Here is a 20,092-nt window from a genome sequence, read left to right as displayed (position 1 = left end):
TGTAACACAATAATTGTATTTTTAGAGACATGTATCAATGATAACATCACAAAAAAATTTGTTTTGCAAAGAGTTTTAGATGCAAAGCAGTAAAATACATTATTTACATGTAAAGGATAAAAATGCCAAAAAGAGAAGAAGCGTTGACACTGTTAAAAGCCTATAACGGCGATGCGCTTGTCACACATGGTCTTGCCGTTGAGGGGACGATGCGCTATTTTGCAAAAAAAGCAGGTGAAGATGAAGAGACGTGGGGCATTGCAGGGCTTTTGCACGATCTTGATTATGAAAAATATCCCGATCAACATTGCCATAAAACAGTAGAGATTATGCGTGAAAAGGGTTACAGCGAAGAGATTATCCGTGCCATTATGTCACATGGTTTTGGGATTTGCACGGATGTTGAACCACTCAGTCAAATGGAAAAGACACTTTATGCGGTGGATGAACTCACCGGTCTTATTACTGCGTGTGCACTGGTTCGTCCGAGTCGTTCTGTGATGGATTTGGAGCTTTCATCGGTCAAAAAGAAATTCAAAGATCTTCGTTTTGCCGCTGGTGCGAGTAGGGAAGTCATCCAAAAAGGGGCGGATATGCTAAGTGTCAGCCTTGATGAACTCATTACAGATGTTATAGCCGCGATGAGAGAAATCGCTCCAACGCTTGGGCTGGAGCTTAAAAACTAACTTAGCGACGACGCGCTTTAGAAGGCGCTTTTTTCACAACGGGACGGTAATCGACAATGGTTGCTGTCCCTTTTCCTTGGTAGCGATTCATCTCAAAATGCTCACTCAGTTTGGCAAGAAGCGATGTCATTTTACTGGAGCCATAGGTTCGTGGGTCAAAGTCAGGTGATTGGCGTTTGATGTACGCTCCAGCTGCTGAAACACTTGCCCAACCCTCATCATCTTGTGTCTTTTCCCAGCCTACCAGTAAAAGTTTTATAAGCTCTTTGAGGCTATCGTCATTGGATGCTTTATTGGAGTTTTTGACTTCAGGCGCATCGCCTAGTGTTTCGGCATTGGCACTGAGGTTTTCTGTGAAGATGAAGTCATCGCAGGCATTACGAAACGAGATAGGTGTTTTGTGTTCGCCAAATCCAAAGACGTAAATCTCTGATTCTTTCAGGCGCGAAGCAAGTTTAGTAAAGTCGCTGTCACTTGAAACAAGTGCAAACGCGTCAAATTTTTGTGTATAAAGTAAATCCATTGCATCAATAATCATTGAAGCATCGGTTGAATTTTTTCCTGTGGTGTAGGCAAACTGTTGGATGGGCTGAACCGCAAGCTCATTGAGGCTCTCTTTCCAGTTTTTGAGGTAGCTACTCGACCAGTCACCATACGCACGTTTGACAATGATATGCCCATGCGTCGAGAGTTCGGCAAGGATAAGCTCAATCTTGCTTTGTTGTGCATTGTCGGCATCGATTAAGACAACGATTCGTTTCTCTTCACTGATATTTTTCATGCTCATGCCTTTAAGTCTAATAGAAGCATTATAGCCTAGTTATGATGGCTTGGCGTGTTTCGCCGTTTTCCATAAATAAGGTAAAAAGAGTGCGATGATGATAAGTGCCGAACAACCCTCTAAAAGAAGTGTCTCGGCTGCCCCAAGGTAATGCGAGATCGTTCCGATGAGAAGTGCGCCAAGAGGTTGCATACCAAAAAAAGCCATCGCAAAATAGCTGATGACTCTTCCTCTCATGTTACTATCGGATGTTGTTTGAAGCAGGGTATTGATGATGGTGACGTGCAACATCATGCCAAAGCCTGCAATGGTGCAAAACAGATAGGAAAAGAGCAAGGTATGAGAGAGCGAGAAAAGCAGTATGCCTAGACCAAAAAGTGTGGTCGCGATGATGAGCAGTTTTCTGAGGTTACTGGTGTATTTGAGTGAAGCTAGAAGTATCGCGCCACTAAGTGCTCCCACACCTACAAAACTGTTAAGGTACCCATAAATCGAAGCATCTCCGCCTAAGGTCTCTTTGGCAATAATTGGAAACAAGGTCGTATAAGGAAGCACGAGTAAGCTCATCAAGGCGAGCAACAAGATGAGCACGCCAAGAGAGGGGGTGGATTTCAGATAGCGCAGACCATCTCGAAGATCAGCAAACATCTTTTGCGTACGTGCTTGTGGAATGTGCGCTGGCAATTGCAGCATAAGCAGTGAAATAATAACAGCGATAAAACTCAGAGCATTGAGCATAAAGCAGATGCCAGCACCAAAGGTTTCGAGTATAAAACCTGCAACGGCAGGGCCTATGAGACGGGCTAGATTGACCATGGTAGAATTGAGCGCTATGGCATTGCCAACATCTTCCTTTTTTGCGACCATGTAATGCACCAAAGACTGACGCGCTGGAACATCAAACGCATTGACAATACCCAATAAGACACTAAGTACTATAAGTTCTAGAACAGAATAGTCGGTAAAGACAACCACTAATGTCATCGCAATGGCTTGGAGCATCGAAGCAATTTGTGTAAAGAGCAATACTTTGAAACGATCATATCGATCAGCGATAGTCCCCCCGAGCAGTGAGAGCAAAAAAGAGGGAAATTGGCTTGCAAAAACACTAAGCCCTAGGATAAAAGCAGAATTTGTTTGTACGTAAATAACCCAATATACAGCGGTTCTTTGCATCCATGTGCCCATAAGAGAGATGGATTGTCCTGCAAAAAAGAGTCGATAATTTCGGCTTTGAAAAGCTCTGAAAGTGTTGATGTTCATGGTAATCATTGCTCTTGGATTGAATAAAGAAATTATAGCGGAGTTAAGATGTGAAACTGTTTTACATGTAAAAATTGTTGTACGACACTGCACTATCTTGTGTATTTTCTTTGGGTGTATCAGAAAGTAAACCCCTCATTCTCTCCTTTTCATAATCTCCATAATCTCATACAATCGTCATTCGTGTGAGCTACAATATTTGCATATTTAGATTAAGTATAATAATTTATACTTGATTAAGTTTTGCTTTTACATGTAAAGAATATTAGTTCATACTAAAAGGAGACGCACCTATGTTTGAAAATTTTAAAGCAAGGGCTGAAACATCGGGAAATACCGAAGTGAAGCGTTTTGCAACCACAGCTTTGGCTCTTGGTTTTATTGAAGAGTTCCTCGAAAAAGAGGAGGTTAAAGACGAAACTGGCTCTTATGCCGTTTGGGCAAAAAGCCCCATTTTGGAGCAATTTGATAACGAAGCGATGGCACAGAAATTTCCAGGTCTTAATTTTAAAGTAACCCGTGAATTGGCAAAAGGCGCTAAAGTGGGTATTACCCAGTTAAAATGGGGATTGGCAGAGACTGGCAGTATGGCGCAAGACTCAACCGATGTGGAACAACGCCTTGCATCTGCATTGGCGTGGATTCATGTGGCAATTCTTCCTACTTCAAAAATCATTGCAGATATTCCTGCATTGATGACGAAAATGCATCCTAAATATGATAAATACATTACGCTCATCACGGGAGCGAGTAAAACAGCTGATATTGAACGTGTGCTTGCCATTGGGGTGCATGGACCTGAGCGATTGGTGATTGTGTGTGTCGATGATTTAGAATTAGAAGGAGTAGCGTCATGAAAGAAGGTATGTCAGCATCTATCCATAAAGCACTTGAAAATCAAAACCTTGCAGGCATTTTAGACAGATGGAATTATCCTGCAACGAGAGCAAAAGCGTTTGAAGGTGTCGATTTTGAAGCACTGCGTTCGAAAATCGCAGGCATTAAAGGTGAAGCGGCAGGTCGTCTTGATGAGTTGGCTGAGACGTTTAAGAAAAATGCAGAAGCCAATGGCATCAAAGTGTTTCGTGCCAACAGTGCTGAGGCAGCACGACAATACATTGCGAATCTTTGCAAAGAAAAAGGTGTCAAAAAAATCGTCAAATCAAAATCCATGGCAACCGAAGAGATTCATCTCAACCATTTTCTGGATGAATTTGGCATCCAATCCGACGAAACAGATTTGGGTGAATGGATTTGCCAACTCGCGCACCAAACGCCTTCCCACATGGTTATGCCAGCACTTCACTTAACGAAAGAAGAGATTTCAGACCTGTTTGCTGAGGAGACAAAGCAACCTTTGGATAATGACATTCAAAAGCTGGTAAAAGTCGCACGAAAAGCGATTCGTGAGAAATTTTTTGAAGCCGATATGGGCATTTCAGGAGCGAACATTGCCATTGCAGAGACAGGCTCCATCGTTATTTGTACGAATGAAGGTAATGCTCGTTTAGTAACGACGCTTCCAAAGGTACACGTCGCTTTAGTCGGTCTTGAAAAACTGGTTCCTAACTACACGGATGCCGCACCTATTTTAGCCGCCCTCCCACGCAATGCAACCAGTCAGCTCATGACAAGTTATGCATCGTTTATCTCCGCACCTACGCTCAATGATGATAGGACAATGAAAGAGGTGCATATCGTTTTAATGGACAACAACCGTATAAAGATGGCAGAAGACCCTAAATTTAAAGAAGCGCTTCAGTGCATTCGCTGTGCCGCCTGTTTGAACGTCTGCCCTGTTTACCGCTTGGTCACAGGACACGTTTTTGGCGATATTTACACCGGTGGTATCGGTACAATTTTAACGGCATGGTTCAATGAACTTAAATCGGCTGAGGATATACAAGCGTTGTGTATTGGATGCGATAAATGTAAGGAGATATGTCCTGGTAAGATTGACATCCCTGGACTCATCTTAGAGATTCGTCGTCGTGCTGCTACAAAAGAGGGTTTGCCGTTTATCTATAAAAGTGCGCTTCAAGTCATCAACAACCGCAAGGTGTTCCACACGATGCTACGCACGGCTTCAGTGTTGCAAAAACCTTTTGTGAAAGAAGGATTTATACGACACTTGCCGATGTTCCTCTCAGGTTTGTCCGAGTATCGAAGCTTGCCTTCCGTGGCAGCTGTTCCATTTCGAGATGTCTTTAAAACCATAAAACAACCAAAATGTACCGAAAAAGCAGCCTTTTATGCAGGGTGTGCGCTTGATTTTGTCTATCCAGATGCAGGCGTGGCGATTGTTAAGATTTTGAACAAAGCGGGCATAGAAGTACTTTTCCCAGAAGAGCAATCGTGCTGTGGTATTCCACATTGGGGAAGTGGCTCGTTTGATATGGCAGCGGACGCTGCAGAGCGCAATATCTTGCCGCTTTTAGAAGGAAATCCTGAGTACGTTGTGGTGAGTTGTGCCAGCTGTACCACCGCTTTGAAAAAAGAGTGGATCAAGATACTCAAAGAACAACACAGAGAATCGTTAATCCCCGATGCCAAAAAAGTAGCATCTAGAACCTATATGTTCACCGAATTGGTGGATAAATTGATTAAAGAGAAGAGACTTACGCCAAAAGAGGGCATAGAACTTCACACGTTAACCTACCACGATTCATGCCATGCTAAACGCCATGTGGGTGTTTTCAAAGAGCCAAGAGATGCGCTCAGTGCCGCTGGGTATGAGATTAAAGAGATGAATGAGTGCGATACGTGTTGTGGTATGGGTGGTTCTTATACCCTTAAACAACCTGAAATTTCAATGCAAATGCTCAAACGAAAACTGCAAAACATTGAAGAGACGGGTGCCGAATTTGTGACAGCTGAGTGCCCAGGTTGTCTGATTCAATTAAGAGGAGGTCTTGATAAATCAGGCTCTAAAGTCAAGGCGATTCACCCTGCTGAATTGATGGTCGATAAGTTCAAATAAATCCCTAGCAAGGAAGAGTTCATCTCTTCCTTGTTCTTTAGGATCTTGCGTGCTCGTCTTTGATCTCTTTTGCCGTGGCTTTGCGAACCGCTAAAACCGTGGCAGTAAAGATAACATCAATACCGGCAAGTGGATGGTTTCCATCAAGTGTGACATTGTCTTTGGTAATCTCTTTGATGGTATAAGAGATTTTTTGATCTTCTACTGCTTCGTCTTCATCTTCGATCACTTCGATAAATTGCTCTCCGACATAGATGTTGTCATCAAATTCGCCACGCTCTTCGATAGTGACTAGTGAGTCATCGTATTCACCAAACGACTCTTTGGGAGTGAGTTGTACTTTGATGCTGTCGCCTACAGTTTTACCATCCAACGCTTGTTCGATTTTGGCAAAAACATCGTTATAGCCACCATGAAGGTAAATAAGCGGATCTGCACCTGAGTCAAGCAGATTTTTAGTAGTATCGGTGATGGTGTATTCGAGGGTTACGACAGAATTTTTAGAGATGGTCATTGTTTTTTCCTTTTTTAGTGTTAATTTATTTTTTGTATAAACCAGTCAAATCGTCCTGAGCAGGTTACAATCTCATTGTTATCTTTTATCTCCACGTCAACGCTGATCGATGCGCGACCTTTTTTTGCTAATTGCTCTTCAAATTTTTCTTTCATGGCATCATCAATGTGTGCCAAACCATAAATTTCACCGATTGCTGGTTTTTTGAATTTTATCTCTGATTCTCTTAAAATAGGTACTACATGACCAGACAGATGTGGAAACATTTTCTGCAATGCCTCACCACTAAGGGTTTCCGCAAGTGTAAATTGTGCACTTGCATGAATGGTTTGGATATGGTTTTCATTGCTTTTATTCATAGGTAATGTTAAATAGCCATTATTATTACGTATTAAACCTACTTTTTGGACAAAGGGTATTTCTAATACATTCATCGGAGTATTTCTCTTTTTTGCAAATAATCCCTGAGTCGTGTTATGCCCTCACGCATATGATCAATGCTTCTCGTGTAAGCAAAGCGAAGGTAGTGACGTGTACCATTGCTTCCAAAGTCGATACCCGGAGTGGTTGCAACGTGGATGTTTTCTAAAAGCTCTTTGGCAAAAGCAAAGCTATCATCCGAGTACTTCGAGATGTTCGCCCAGATGTAAAAAGCACCCTCAGGTTTTGCGTCGATCTCAAAAAGGTGTGAGAGTTCAGTGTATAAGAAGTCACGACGGGCTTTGAATTCGGCTTTTATTTCTGCGAGATACGTTTCATCAAACGCTTCAAGGGCTCCGTATTGGCTGAGTGTGGGGGCGGAGATGAAAAGGTTTTGTGCGACGATTTCAGCATGGCGTACTTGCTCTTTGGGGACAATGACCCAACCAAGTCTTTGACCGGGCATGCAGTAATATTTGGAAAATCCGTTGATCACCAAGACATTTTTGCCAAATTCAAGTGCACTGTGGGCGTTTTCTTCATAGGTCAAACCGTGGTAAAGTTCATCGGAGATAAACGCGATATTGTGGGCTTCGCAGTACTCGACAAGTTCTTTAAGATTCTCTTTTTTGTAGATATTTCCCGTTGGATTGGCAGGCGAAGAGATTTGGAGTGAGTCAAGCTGATGCGGTACCAAATCTTTTACATGTAATTCAAAATCGTCCTCTTTACCGATAGGCATAAACAGAGGTTTGATGTCAAGAAGATGCGCAAAGTTTTTGTAACAAGGATATGAGGGATCACTCAGTCCCAAGGTCGCTCCACCTTTTAGGGTAAGCGCATAGGCGATTAAGAAAGCACCGCTGGTTCCCGGTGTTAAGAAGATTTGGTCAATGTCTATTTTCACCTTGTAAGTTGTAGCGTAATGCTGTGCAATTTTTTCACGTAAAGCAATTAAACCATGGCTTTGCGTGTAAGAAAATCGGTTTTCATCAATGCTTACATGTAACGCTTTTTTAACATTAGGAGAGGGTGGAAGATCAGGCTGTCCGATCTCAAAATGGATGCTGTCTTCAAACTTTTCAGCCTCTTTGACGATGTCCATGACAATAAAAGAACTCATTTTTTTGCAACGCATATACTGACCTTTAGGTTTTAAAGCGGATATTATAGCTCATTTGAAGGGTAGAGAAGCGATTGCTTCCCTTAAGCTACGGTTTGGAGAAATTGAACTTTGAGTTCTTCGTAAGGCAAATAACGTCCGATAACCACGAGTAAAGATTTACGCTCGCTCTCAAACGGTGCTCCAAAATCAAACCCTACGACTTTGTGGACACCTTGAACGATTAAACGACGCTCATCACTGTTCACGGCAAGGACACCTTTGTAGCGCAGCATATCGTTGCCGTACTCTTCAACAAGTGTCTCCATAAATTCACCGATTTTTTTGATGTCAAGTTCGCCTGCTTCAAAGACATACGATTGGATGTCATCACTCCAAGATTGGGTCTGTTTTTGAGCACTAAAACTTTTAAACTGAATGTTTTGAACATCTTTAGCTTGGTAGAAACCTTGGTTTACATGTAAAGCATCACTCAGATCAAATGCTCCAATACCTATCCAAATCTCTTTAGGTAAAGCTCCCTTATACGCTTCAAAAATCTCGGCTTTGGAGTTGATGGCATTGATGCGAGAGAGAACGATCTCTTTTTGCATATCATCGATGCTATCGGCTTTGGTGAGGATGATGCGATCGGCAAAACCGATTTGTGATGCGGCAACTCTGTGTTCATCGAGCTGTTTAAGGATATGAATGCCGTCCACCAGTGTAATCACCGCATCCAACATGATGCGCTCACGAATAATCTCATCGACAAAAAAGGCTTGAACAATCGGTGCAGGATCCGCCAGTCCCGTTGTTTCTAAAAGCAGATGATCGGCTTTAAACGCGCCAGAGTCTATTTTTGCAAGCAATTCGTGAAGTGCTTGGGTTAACTCGCCTCTGATGCTACAACAGACACAGCCATTGCTCAGTTCAACGATTTCTACATCGGCATCTTTTTTGAGCAGCGCTCCATCAACATTGACGGCACCAAACTCATTTTCGATGATGGCAATTCGTTCACCCTGATTGTGTTCTAAAAGATAGTTGATAAGTGTAGTCTTACCTGCGCCTAAAAAGCCTGTTAAAATCGTGACAGGAAGTGGGGTAGAAGTTAGATGATGTTCATTAGCAACAGCGTGAACTGCCATTTTTACCTCCATAACGTGCTTCAACACGTTCTCTATAAAATTCTTCATAACTCATAGGTGTTTGTTCTGGATGTGTGAGACGAATGTGTTGCACATACGTATCATAATCAGGCACACCCACCATCAAACGTGCGGCTTGACCCAAATATTTTCCAGCTTTCGCGAGATTTTCAAACATCATTTTTTCCTAGTAAAAGATTGCACAAAGAGGTGATGAAACACCTCTTTGTGATTGTAGATTTAGTGCGCAGTACCGCTTATGATTGCTTCTGCATTTGCAGGCATTGGAGCATAAGGGACTTCATTGGTTGTAGGTTGTTCAGATTTAAGCGCTTTAAGGCACGCTTGAACTGTAAAGCCAATCATAACAACAACGACTGCCATAAAACCGAGGATCAAAACACCATCAAGTTGGTTATTGAAAATAACTTGCTCAACGGATGCTTGAGATTTAAAGACCGCATTTGGTTTAAAGTTACCACTTGTTAAAAGTGCTTGAAGTTGGTTTGCTTTGGCAAAGAAACTGACCGCTGGATCAGAACTAAATGCTTTTAACCAGCCTGCACTCATCGTACAAACAACAAGCCATGTTGCTGGAACAATAGAAACCCATGCATATGCTTGTTGTTTCATTTTGAAGAGAACCACAGTACAAAGCATCAACGCGATCGCTGCTAGCATTTGGTTGGTAATACCAAAGAGTGGCCATAACGTATTGATACCGCCCAATGGATCGACAACGCCCACATAAAGGAAGTAACCCCAAGAAGCAACAACCAACGCTGTTGCTAGTAAGTTTGCAAACATTGAGTTGGTTCTTTTCAAGTTTGGATTGATGAGTCCGAGTAAATCTTGCAACATAAAGCGCGCTGCACGTGTACCTGCATCAACCGCAGTCAAAATGAAGAGTGCTTCAAATAAAATTGCGAAGTGATACCAAAAAGACATCGAACCTAATCCTCCAAGTGCTGAGTGAATGATCTGTGCCATACCAACTGCTAGAGTAGGTGCGCCACCCGCACGAGAGATAATGCTTTTTTCACCAACATCAGCTGCAATTTGAGTGAGAACATCAGGTGTGACAACAAAGCCCCAGTTACTAACGGTTGTAGAAGCTGCCATAGCAATGTCTGCTAAACCTGTTGGGTTCAGTGCGCCCATAGGGCTGTTCATCGCAAAGTAAACACCTGGATCAATGATAGAAGCTGAAATCAACGCCATCATTGCAACGAAAGACTCCATCAACATACCACCGTAACCGATCATACGTGCTTGTGTTTCATTGGCAAGCATTTTAGGTGTTGTACCTGAAGAGATGAGTGCGTGGAAACCAGAAACCGCACCACATGCAATTGTAATAAACAAGAATGGGAACAGACTTCCTGCCCATACTGGTCCATGTCCATCAAAAGCGTATTTGGTGACAGCTGGCATTTGCATATTAGGCATTAAAACAATGATACCAATAGCAAGACCAATAATAGCACCGATTTTTAGGAAGGTAGAGAGGTAATCACGAGGTGCAAGAAGTAACCATACAGGAAGTACAGCTGCAACGAAACCATAGATAACCAATGCCCATGTAAGTGCAACACCGCTAAGGTCAAAGTAAGGAGCCCATGTTGGACTTGCTGCAACTTCTCCACCAACGATAATGCCAAAGATAAGACCAGCAATACCAAAAACAGAAGCTTCAAGAATTTTACCTGGGCGGATAAAGCGTAGGTAAATTCCCATAAAGAAGGCTAATGGGATGGTAAATGCTACGGTAAATGTACCCCAAGGACTGTGAGTAAGGGCTTTAACAACAACCATTGCAAGAACTGCCAAGATAATGATCATGATCATAAAACATGCAATAAGTGCAATAACACCCGGGATGGTGCCCATTTCTGTTTTGACAAGCTCTCCGAGTGATCGACCATCACGTCTTGTGGAGACAAAGAGAACCATATAATCTTGTACAGCACCTGCTATAACAACACCGATTAAGATCCAAAGCATACTTGGAAGATAACCCATTTGAGCTGCTAAAACAGGACCGACCAATGGACCAGCACCTGCGATTGCCGCAAAATGGTGACCAAAGAGAATGACTTTGTTGGTTGGAACATAATCAAGTCCGTCATTATGACGAAACGCTGGTGTCATACGTGTAGCATCAACTTTTAAAACCTTATCTGCAATGTAAAGGCTGTAAAAGCGATAACCAATCAAATAAACACACACCGATGCTGTTAACACCCACATAGCATTAATCGTTTCACCGTGATTTAATGCAATATAGCCAAACGCAATAGCGCCTAGGATGGCTACAAATAACCAAGCAATCTTTGAAGATGTGCTTGAACTGTTTGCTGACATATCTTACCTCCGTATAAAATTTGCAATCGTAACAACAATCAAGGTAACGCTTGACATTGCTAAAGCGTTCCTGAAAGAGAATCACCTTAACAACGCCAAAAGTTAGCATATGTTTTTTTAGTTTAGGATTAATTACAGACATCTTTGATAAAAGATAATGCATTTTGCTGTGCTGTGTTTCAAAAAGTGGTTTATCTCATAAACTAGGGAGTTCACGCATATTTATAATAACCTAAAAAATGTTTTTTAGGTTATTGCTTTTAAGGTTATGACACTTTTGTCAATGATGCACGGAACGCTTCTTGTATATGCTTATAAAAGCTCACTTAAGAGAGGTTCATAATGCGTTTTACTCATGCAACTCCCGAAGCAACGTACGGTTTTGCTAAACGTTTTTCACATTACAAGGACTTTTATGCCAGACATGATGGTCTTATTTTTTCAAAACTGGGTTTTGGGACCTTTAAAAAAGAGCCCTATAAAGAAGAAAATTATACATTTGATTATAAAGAGGCCCTAAAAACGGCTATAAAAAATGGTGTCAATGTCATCGACACAGCCATCAACTATCGCTATCAGCAAAGTGAGCGTGAAATTGGGGAAGTATTGGAAGCACTTTTCAAGAGTGGTGAGGTCAAGAGGGAAGAGCTTATCATTTGTTCCAAAGGTGGCTTCGTACCGCTTGATTTTCCTTTTCCTCAAAATCCTTACGAGTGGATTAGTGAGCATATCATCCAAAAAGGATTAGCGACATCAGATGAGATCGAGTTAGATCAGCACTGTATGACACCAGAGTTCTTGAAAGATTCGCTGGAGCGCTCCCTTGGCAATTTACATGTAAAGTGTTTGGACATCTATTTTTTACATAATCCAGAGACGCAACTCACCAAAATAGGCTACAACCAGTTTCTCAAAAAGCTTGAAGAAATATTCGCATGTTTTGAAAAGATGGTAAGGGAAGGCAAAATAAAAGCGTATGGTTTGGCAGTCTGGAACGCATTTACCTATGAAGAGGGCAATAGCGAGTACATCCGTCTTGAAGATGTTTACGATGTAGCGCACAAAGTTGGTGGAGCAAATCATCATTTTAAGTACATTCAACTGCCATTCAACATCGCTAAAACTCATGCCTACAGTGTGCCAAATCAAAAAATGAGTGATGGCAACTACTACACGCCTCTGCAAGTTGCTCATAAACTAGGGCTTGGTGTCATGAGCAGCTCTTCACTTCTACAGATGCACCTTTTTCAAAAGCCTTTTAAGCCTGAAGTGGGGTATCTTTTGGATTCAAAGATGGAGTTGCAAAGCGATGTTCAGCTTGCCCTTCAGTTTGTGCGTTCAACCAGAGGCATCGTTACTTCGTTGTTTAGCTCTTGCAAAAGTGAACACGTAAGCAGTAATCTAGGCATTGCGACGATAAATGCCACCAACAGTGCCAAATACAATCTTCTTTATAAGGTGGAGCGATAACATGACATATGACGTAGTCGTAATAGGTTCAGGCATCGCAGGGCTTATGGCAGCGATCGAAGCCAAGAGTGAAACCAACAGTGTTGCGATCATCACAAAAAGCAACATTTTTAAGTCCAACAGTGCAGTTGCCAGTGGTGGAATCAACGCTGTTTTAGATGAAAAAAATGAAGTCGAGATTCAAAAACACTGTGATGACACGATGAAAAGCTCCAAAGATCTTGGGGATAAAAAAGCGATTAGTTATCTTTGTCACCAAGCACCTCTGATTATTAAAAAATTAGAAGCGTATGGTGTGGTGTTTGATCGAGATGAAAATGGCGATATTTTGCAACGAAGTTTTGGTGGTGGAAGTTCTAAACGTACCTGTTTTGTGGGCGATAGCACGGGTTCTGCCATCACGCAGGCACTCATTAAAAAAGCAAAACTGGTTGGAGTGGATTTTTTAGTCAACCATTTTGTCATGGATATCACCAAAATAGAAGAGTACATCAGCGGTGTGGTTGCGCTTAAAAAACTAGACTCAACCGTGACCGTTTACCCTGCCAAAGCAGTTGTCTTTGCCGGCGGTGGGTATGCAGGCATTTACAGAGGGTTTAGCACCAACGCGCAAGACTGTACGGGTGATCTTTTAAGCGTGGCATTAAGAGCGGGTATGAGTCTTAAAGACATGGAGTTTGTACAGTTTCACCCAACAGGATTTGCCAAGACCAGTTACTTAGTCTCAGAAGCGGCGCGTGGGGAGGGTGGACATCTTGTAAACTCTGATGGGGAACGTTTTGTCAATGAGTTAGGCACTCGTGATGTGCTTGCACGCGCCATTTTTGAGCAGATGAGGGCAGGTAAAAAAGTCTATCTTGACATGCGTCATATCTCCAAAGAGATTTTAGAGACACGTATTCCTTCTTTGTATAAAAATGCTTACAATCAAGTGGGTGTTGATCTATCAGATGAGCTTTTAGAGATCAAACCTGTGGCACACTACAGTATGGGAGGCATCGCTTCATCGATGACATCAAGTGAACTCAAAGGACTCTTCATTTGTGGGGAGAGTGCAGCACTTGGTGTTCATGGCGCGAACCGTTTGGGTGGAAATTCGCTTTTAGAAGGTGCTGTTTTTGGAGAACTTGCAGGTAAAAAAGCGCGTGAGTACGCATTCAATAAGGGGTTTTTACCGATTGATTACAACGTTGTGATTAAAAATATGGATTTGGTGCAACGCATTTTTGATGGAGATTGTTCCAAAAACTTCAATGCGATGCGCATCTCTGTGGGAAAAATAATGTTTGATAAAGCGGGGATTTTTCGCAATGAAGTAAGCCTTCAAGAGGCATTTGACTATATGAAATACTTGCGTTTAGAGTCTAATACACTGCATTGTATTGACAAAGGGAAACACAATAACGTTGAGTTGATTTCGATTTTAGAACTTCGTAACGCGTTGGAGCTCAGCGAAGCCGTTATACTCTCAGCCATGCAGCGCAAAGAGAGTAGAGGGGCACATTTTAGGGAGGATTTTGCCTTTACATGTAAAGAGGGTGATCGTCATGTTCTCATTAAAGAGCTTCAAAAAGGGTTCTTTAAAGTTCAGTACGAAGAGAGTGGTTTGACGAAGTGGCTCAAGAAAATTTTAACATAAGGGAAAGTCAATGGCAAAAGTAATGCTAAGAGAAGAGGGCGGAGAAATCTGCTTTTATATTGCAAAAAAAGATATGGAAGAGATGATCACAAAAATCGAATTTGAGAGTGAAGAGAAATGGGGTGGCGAAGTGGAGCTTAGCAATGGTGAGACATGGTGGATTCAACCAGGTCCAAAAAAACTTCCTAAAGAAGAGGTTTGTAAAAAACTCTCCGATTGATTTGATTAAAATATAAACATAAAAGATGAACATTAATTGTCCATCTTTCTATATAATATTTTAAACAGTTAAAGGAGTGCAAATGGTTGCGTTTGATGCCAAATGTGGGGATTGCCTCACGACCAGAGAACTGATGACACTCTATGAAACAGCCATGGTTGTTTCAAATTCTCAGAATTTAGTAGCATCGCTTGAAAAAGCGTTATTTATTTTAAAAACGAGATTGCATTTAGAAAAATGCGTTATTCATACACTGAATGATGAAAATCTTTTAACTGTTTACGCCTGTATTGATTTTAGTAAGCATCAAAAAGAGCTTGCAACGTATAAACTAGGTGAGGGCGCAACAGGGTTTGCTGCACAAAGTAAAGAGCCTGTTGTCATTGAAAATTTACATAACGATATGATGTTTTTAAACAAATCAGGCAATCGCGATCAAAACGCTATCTCATACATAGCCGTTCCTATGCTGGTCGATCAAGAGGTTATTGGTGTTTTGGGTGCGAGCATTACGAAAACAACAGCGATTGATTTTGAAAGTACGATTCGTGTTTTGACTATTTTAAGCTCTATTTTTGCGCAGTCAATCAGGTCGCATGACATCAATCTCAAAGAAAAAGAGCGCCTTAAAGAGCTCAAACTTTACTATAAAATGGAGTGGGACTCAAAAGTGCACAATTTTGGCGATATCATTGGTGAGAGCCCAAAAATGAAGAGTGTTTACCATGTTGTTGAGCGTATCGCTGAGAGCAATGTGACGGTTTTGGTACGGGGCGAAACGGGTACGGGAAAAGAACTTGTAGCTGCAGCGATTCATAAGCGCTCTAAACGTCGTGAAGAGCCATTTATCAAACTTAACTGTGCCGCCATTACCGATACACTCATTGAGAGTGAGTTATTTGGGCATGAAAAAGGAGCGTTTACGGACGCTAAAGAGGCACGTAAAGGGCGTTTTGAACTTGCAGATGGCGGTACACTCTTTTTGGATGAAATCGGCGATATTTCAGCCTCTGCACAAGTGAAACTTTTACGTGTTTTACAAGAGCGAGAGTTTGAACGTGTGGGTGGCTCTAAAACCGTTAAAGTCAATGTACGCCTTGTTGCCGCGACCAATCGAAACCTTGAAGAGATGGTTAAAAATGGTAGCTTTAGAGAAGATTTGTACTACCGACTTAATGTTATACCCATTGATCTGCCACCGCTTCGTGAGCGTGGCGATGACATTGCTCTTTTGGTGAATTTCTTTTTGCAAAAATCGATGAGCAACCACAAAAAACGTATCGTCATCACCGATGAAGCGATGGAGATACTCTGCCAGTACACATGGCCTGGAAATGTGCGCGAACTTGAAAATACGGTTGAACGCATCGTTCTAATGGGCAGTGAAGATGGCATAAGTGCCGATGAAATGTTACTACTGCTTCCAGCCTTTAATCAAAAATTGATGTGTCAACGAAGGATATTAAGTGAAGAAGAGTGAATTAGAAGCACAAATTAAAGAGGGCAGTTTAATTCCCTTTCTTGGGATGGGTGTCTTTAAAGAGACTAAAACAGCAGATGGAGATCAAATCCCCTTTGATAGCGACTCAATGATCTTAAGCCTCAACGGTGGTCGTGCGATGTCACCTCGTTTGATGTATGAGTATTCCCGTGCGGCTATGAGTTTGGAGCAACGTAAAGGAAGACCGTTCATTGAGCAGATGACAAACCATATCTTTACACACAAGCCTTACCCCATGCCAGAAGTTTATACATGGCTCAAAACCTTGATGCCACACTATGTAGTTGATCTCAATTTGGATGATTCACTTCTGAAACTTTACGCAGAGGTTGATCATTTTTTGATTACAGGGGTGAGCCGTATTATGGCGGGATATGATCGTTTTTTGGTTTACATGTACACTTCTGTAACCAAAGAGTACCATCGTGTGGAAAAAGAGTTATTAAGTCCGATGTTGCCCATTCTCTTTAAGCCTTTAGGGTGCACGGTTCCTGAAAAAAGCTTTATTATCAGTGATGCAGATTTTGTGGATTGGCTCACGGAAGCGATGGGTGGTTACGCACTTCCTCCATTCTTGAAAACGTTTAAAAATGACAAAGAGTATCTGTTTTTAGGGATTGATTTTGATCGTGATACGTATCGTATGGTTGCGAATGAAGTCACATTGGGGCTTAATGGCGGATACTTAGTGAATGATAAAGAAAAAATCAGTAAAAAAGAGGAGAAGTTTCTAACATCTCATAAAATTGAAAAGTTAGAAACTCCATTGGGAAGTTTTTTAAAGGGTGCCTAATAAGGCACTCTTCTTTATATTATTCTTCGACAGTTACTTCAACAGGATCGCTTTCCCAAACACCGTGTTTTGTACAGTAGCTTTGAGCAACGAGGTTTAGTTTTTTACCCGTTGGAACGATGGTAAACGTTACTTCTGCTTGTCCTTTTTTGTCTTGTCCCCCAAGGGTTCCAGAGACAAAATCAGCGCGTGCTAAAAGAACATCTGCATTGTAAAGTTGAACGTTTGCGATGTAGTGGTCAAAATCATCGGGATGAGTATAGGCATTGCCAACTTTGACAGTCACTTTAAAGGGTGCATTTTGTTTTGCAGTCGCGTCACAGGCGATAAATGGAGAGTGTCTATCGATATAATCTTTTCGTGCTTCTCTCTCAACGGTGTCAATATCAACATAACGATTGATTTTTGGCATTGTAAAACTCCTTTTTAATATTAAGTTGTGAAATGATATTAAAGTCTCACACAAATGTCTCTTAAGAAAGAGATAAAATAAGTCCTATTTATATTTTTTTAAGGAGCAGAGACGAGCTGCTCCTTAGAATGAAGGTTAGATAAGAGTTATGGCTACTTTGTGTTGATCCAAACCAATGGCTTTTTTATTGGTTTCACCAAAAGCAAGCAGTAGCAGTTCTGCAAGGCTTAAAACGCTCAGCCCAATATCGCGTCCTGAAACTTTTTCAAGCTCTTTTTGGTAAAAATCAAACATGATAAAGCTTCGTGCATCACTTACCAGTACAAAATCAGCGGCATTGTCAAACATATCAAGCATTGCTTTTGAACCTAGTTTTTTAGCAAGGAGTGGTGAAGCGTCAAAAACTTCAAAACCATCACTCTCATAAGTGCTTTCGTGTTTGATCTGTTTTAGTTTGATAAGGTCAAGAAGTTGGATTAAGAGATCTTCTTTACGGTATTTTTTAGCCCTGCATGCGTTAGAGCCTAAGAAACGAGCTGTTTGAAAGTTTCCAAATGGATTTTTAAGCAAACTTGCCAGTTTTTCAGCGCCCACTTCTTCAAGAAGCAGTTGTTCTAAAGAGACAACATTGACGTCTAAATTAAGCGATACATTATGCTTTTGCAAACGCTCAGCGATTTCAAATTTAAGGTTAGCATCGTTTAAAAGAATATCTTTAGTATGCGCATGCGAGATCAAAGAACTTTGCTCAAAACAGAGAATATCGCGTTTCTCATCGGCTGCTAACGTAAGGTTATAGGCATAATGCTCTAAAAATTTGAGACGGTCTAGCCCCATAAACTCACTTCCAAGATCATTTTTTGCCCCTTTGAAAGAGGGTGCGTCAATGTTTAAAAGTTCGATGAGTTTTCGTGCCGCCAAAATCATTGGGGCCGTTTTTTCACGTTGGATTAGGGTATCAAAAAGAAAATAGTTTTTCATGGCTTTATCCTTACAAAAGATCGATGTAATGCGAAAATTTTTCAACAAGTGGGTTAGCAAATGGTCTGAGTTTCATCACTTCGTTTTTAAGCTCGGTGATCTTCTTCTCAACATCTGCACCACAAGGGTAAATTTTCTTACACAGTCTTACATGTAAAAATACGCCAGTGTGTTCATTGGCAACAATTTCTAAAATTTCACGTTTACGTTCAGGGTGTTTCTGCATCATATCATAGGCAAACGCAAAGAGCGCGTCGCCTTGGAAGCCTTCGATCAAATCAAGAACGCTTGATGCGTAATGGTAGATAATATACTGCTCAAAAAGTGCTTTGTCCTTAATATCAACCAACGTTTCGATCAATGCAAAACTTTTGTAAAAATCATCGGTATTGATGATCATATCTTTGGTAACATGCTTGGTGTTGAGAGGCTCTAATGTGAGTGATTTTCCAAAAGAGGTAATTATGCCATCGATACTTGCATCGCTAAAAAGCGCTTTGCCATTGATTTTCAAGGCAGCTAATTTGCCTTTTGGGTAATCAAAACTGCAATCTTCAGATTGAATAAGGGCAAAAAGATCGTTAACACTAAGGCTACGATCGATCGTGATAAAATGTTTTTTATAATAAGGTAAAAAATCCGTTTTAGCGTCAAAGCGAAAGACGCTCAGCTCGAGCTTACACTCCATATTTGAGGACTCCTTTTAGGTAATTAATTTATTCTATCGCAAGATTACTTGTAAGATTCTGTTACACAAAAGTTAACTATAGCAGTTGTTTGCGTTTGTGAGGGTGTTGTTTCTTTTTTGTGAGGATCTTGCCTAATGGCTTCTTAATGCACAACATCCTACAATAAGAAAGTTTAAAGCACTAAAGGTGCGTGGGCATTCTGCCAAAGAAAACCAAGTGTTAACGTAGTTTTCAAAGCTTTGCTTTGAAAGCGTATTAAAAGTTCTGCAAGAACTCTAATGTGAGAGGCAACATGTCAAAAGAGGCATTTTTTATCTCCAACTTTTCGAGCCAAATGATTGGCGATGATGGGGCTGTTATCGGTAAACAGGTTTATTCAAAAGACCTTTTTTGTGAGGATATTCACTTTAAAAGAGCGTGGATGAGCTTGCCTCAAATCGCTGAAAAAAGCATGTTGGTTAACTTCTCCGATGCCATTGCAATGAATGCCAAGCCCAAATGGGCAATGATTGGAGTGGTGATTCCCAAACAGTTTAGTTACGCGGAGCTGAATGAGCTTGCTCAAGGCTTCCAAAACGTTGCTAAGGCTTATGGCATAGAGATTATCGGAGGCGATACCACTGCTGGGAAAAAGCTGATGATCTCCATCAGTGTCATCTCTGAACTTCAAGGCAAAGCGCTTTACCGTAAAAATGCAAAAGTGGGTGATTTCGTAGCATTCACAGGAGCGCTTGGTAACTCCTATAAAGAGCTGACAAAACTTTTACGCGGTGGTCATATTGGCAAAGCGTCACGTTTTATGAAACCTGATTTAAAAGCGAAGTTTATCTATAAAGCTGCCAAGCATTTAAATGCGGGTATGGATATCTCCGATGGACTCTCCAAAGACCTCTCAAGGCTTCTCAAAGCCAGTGGAAATTTGGGTTTACATGTAAAGCACACAATGCCCAAACGAACGCTGTGCAGCGGCGAAGAGTATGAGATGCTTTTCACTTTTGATGCACGTAAAAAAAAGCTAATAGAGCGCATAGCCAAACAGTCACGTACAAAAATGACTATTATTGGCAAAGTAGTGCGTAAACGCTATGCCTGTCGTTGTAAAGAACACCATTTTTAACCATTTCAA

Annotated in this window: 20 protein-coding genes; 9 read left to right on the top strand and 11 right to left on the bottom strand. The window is 41.3% G+C overall.

Annotated elements, in window-relative coordinates; all coding sequences use genetic code 11:
- Nucleotides 1–122: 122 nt before the first annotated feature.
- Nucleotides 123–686 (top strand): HD domain-containing protein, encoded by a 564-nt coding sequence (locus SAR02S_RS10580; protein ID WP_041959574.1) that lies wholly within the window; start codon nt 123–125, stop codon nt 684–686.
- 1 nt (nt 687) lies between these two features.
- Here the strand turns inward: SAR02S_RS10580 and SAR02S_RS10575 are convergent, their stop codons facing one another.
- The gene (locus tag SAR02S_RS10575) at nt 688–1,467 is read right to left on the bottom strand and encodes an NYN domain-containing protein (protein WP_041959572.1); all 780 of its coding nucleotides are present in this window, start codon (nt 1,465–1,467) and stop codon (nt 688–690) included.
- A gap of 39 nt (nt 1,468–1,506) precedes the next feature.
- Nucleotides 1,507–2,730 carry an MFS transporter gene (locus SAR02S_RS10570; RefSeq protein WP_041959570.1) on the bottom strand — a complete coding sequence of 408 codons (1,224 nt, stop codon included), beginning with the start codon at nt 2,728–2,730 and terminating at the stop codon, nt 1,507–1,509.
- A 293-nt stretch (nt 2,731–3,023) separates the two neighbouring features.
- Here SAR02S_RS10570 and SAR02S_RS10565 point away from each other — a divergent pair, with 293 nt between their 5' ends.
- A complete protein-coding gene (locus SAR02S_RS10565; RefSeq protein WP_041959568.1) occupies nt 3,024–3,587 on the top strand; it encodes a LutC/YkgG family protein in 564 nt (187 codons plus the stop codon).
- Entirely contained in the window at nt 3,584–5,710 is a 2,127-nt protein-coding gene (ldhH, locus tag SAR02S_RS10560; RefSeq protein ID WP_041959566.1) for an L-lactate dehydrogenase (quinone) large subunit LdhH, read from the top strand. The genes SAR02S_RS10565 and ldhH overlap by 4 nt, the downstream gene beginning before the upstream one ends.
- A gap of 37 nt (nt 5,711–5,747) precedes the next feature.
- Here the strand turns inward: ldhH and SAR02S_RS10555 are convergent, their stop codons facing one another.
- The 6 genes from SAR02S_RS10555 to cstA all read right to left on the bottom strand — a co-directional run bounded on the left by SAR02S_RS10555 (nt 5,748) and on the right by cstA (nt 11,261).
- A complete protein-coding gene (locus SAR02S_RS10555; RefSeq protein ID WP_041959564.1) occupies nt 5,748–6,224 on the bottom strand; it encodes an FKBP-type peptidyl-prolyl cis-trans isomerase in 477 nt (158 codons plus the stop codon).
- Between the two features lie 20 nt (nt 6,225–6,244).
- Nucleotides 6,245–6,658 carry a YiiD C-terminal domain-containing protein gene (locus SAR02S_RS10550; RefSeq protein ID WP_052433609.1) on the bottom strand — a complete coding sequence of 138 codons (414 nt, stop codon included), beginning with the start codon at nt 6,656–6,658 and terminating at the stop codon, nt 6,245–6,247.
- Nucleotides 6,655–7,782, bottom strand: coding sequence for a pyridoxal phosphate-dependent aminotransferase (locus SAR02S_RS10545; protein ID WP_041959562.1), 1,128 nt, complete (start codon nt 7,780–7,782; stop codon nt 6,655–6,657). The genes SAR02S_RS10550 and SAR02S_RS10545 overlap by 4 nt, the downstream gene beginning before the upstream one ends.
- 68 nt (nt 7,783–7,850) lie before the next feature.
- A complete protein-coding gene (locus SAR02S_RS10540) occupies nt 7,851–8,897 on the bottom strand; it encodes a CobW family GTP-binding protein (protein ID WP_041959560.1) in 1,047 nt (348 codons plus the stop codon).
- Nucleotides 8,875–9,075, bottom strand: a complete 201-nt coding sequence (locus SAR02S_RS10535) for a YbdD/YjiX family protein (RefSeq protein ID WP_041959557.1) — start codon at nt 9,073–9,075, stop codon at nt 8,875–8,877. Before SAR02S_RS10535 ends, SAR02S_RS10540 begins: the two co-directional genes overlap by 23 nt.
- 62 nt (nt 9,076–9,137) lie before the next feature.
- Nucleotides 9,138–11,261 (bottom strand): pyruvate/proton symporter CstA, encoded by a 2,124-nt coding sequence (cstA, locus tag SAR02S_RS10530; protein WP_041959555.1) that lies wholly within the window; start codon nt 11,259–11,261, stop codon nt 9,138–9,140.
- 342 nt (nt 11,262–11,603) lie between these two features.
- Here cstA and SAR02S_RS10525 point away from each other — a divergent pair, with 342 nt between their 5' ends.
- The 5 genes from SAR02S_RS10525 to SAR02S_RS10505 all read left to right on the top strand — a co-directional run bounded on the left by SAR02S_RS10525 (nt 11,604) and on the right by SAR02S_RS10505 (nt 16,884).
- Entirely contained in the window at nt 11,604–12,731 is a 1,128-nt protein-coding gene (locus SAR02S_RS10525; protein ID WP_041959553.1) for an aldo/keto reductase, read from the top strand.
- Between the two features lies 1 nt (nt 12,732).
- A complete protein-coding gene (locus SAR02S_RS10520; protein WP_041959551.1) occupies nt 12,733–14,370 on the top strand; it encodes an L-aspartate oxidase in 1,638 nt (545 codons plus the stop codon).
- 10 nt (nt 14,371–14,380) lie between these two features.
- Nucleotides 14,381–14,590 (top strand): putative nitrogen fixation protein NifT, encoded by a 210-nt coding sequence (nifT, locus tag SAR02S_RS10515; protein ID WP_041959547.1) that lies wholly within the window; start codon nt 14,381–14,383, stop codon nt 14,588–14,590.
- An 82-nt stretch (nt 14,591–14,672) separates the two neighbouring features.
- Nucleotides 14,673–16,070, top strand: coding sequence for a sigma 54-interacting transcriptional regulator (locus SAR02S_RS10510; RefSeq protein WP_041959545.1), 1,398 nt, complete (start codon nt 14,673–14,675; stop codon nt 16,068–16,070).
- Nucleotides 16,057–16,884 carry an SIR2 family protein gene (locus SAR02S_RS10505; protein WP_041959543.1) on the top strand — a complete coding sequence of 276 codons (828 nt, stop codon included), beginning with the start codon at nt 16,057–16,059 and terminating at the stop codon, nt 16,882–16,884. The genes SAR02S_RS10510 and SAR02S_RS10505 overlap by 14 nt, the downstream gene beginning before the upstream one ends.
- Nucleotides 16,885–16,903: 19 nt before the next feature.
- Here the strand turns inward: SAR02S_RS10505 and SAR02S_RS10500 are convergent, their stop codons facing one another.
- The 3 genes from SAR02S_RS10500 to SAR02S_RS10490 form a co-directional block, all read right to left on the bottom strand.
- A complete protein-coding gene (locus SAR02S_RS10500; RefSeq protein ID WP_041959542.1) occupies nt 16,904–17,296 on the bottom strand; it encodes a class II SORL domain-containing protein in 393 nt (130 codons plus the stop codon).
- A gap of 135 nt (nt 17,297–17,431) precedes the next feature.
- Entirely contained in the window at nt 17,432–18,277 is an 846-nt protein-coding gene (locus tag SAR02S_RS10495) for an HdrB C-terminal domain-containing protein (RefSeq protein ID WP_041959539.1), read from the bottom strand.
- A 10-nt stretch (nt 18,278–18,287) separates the two neighbouring features.
- Entirely contained in the window at nt 18,288–18,965 is a 678-nt protein-coding gene (locus SAR02S_RS10490) for a DUF5644 domain-containing protein (protein WP_041959537.1), read from the bottom strand.
- Nucleotides 18,966–19,258: 293 nt separating this feature from the next.
- Here SAR02S_RS10490 and SAR02S_RS10485 point away from each other — a divergent pair, with 293 nt between their 5' ends.
- Nucleotides 19,259–20,083, top strand: coding sequence for a thiamine-phosphate kinase (locus SAR02S_RS10485; protein ID WP_041959535.1), 825 nt, complete (start codon nt 19,259–19,261; stop codon nt 20,081–20,083).
- Nucleotides 20,084–20,092: the final 9 nt, after the last annotated feature.

Origin of the sequence: Sulfurospirillum arsenophilum NBRC 109478 (assembly GCF_000813345.1) — a bacterium.
In the GTDB taxonomy this organism is placed as follows: domain Bacteria; phylum Campylobacterota; class Campylobacteria; order Campylobacterales; family Sulfurospirillaceae; genus Sulfurospirillum; species Sulfurospirillum arsenophilum.
Note: the sequence above shows the minus strand (reverse complement) of the source record. Positions and strands in the feature narration are given on the sequence as shown.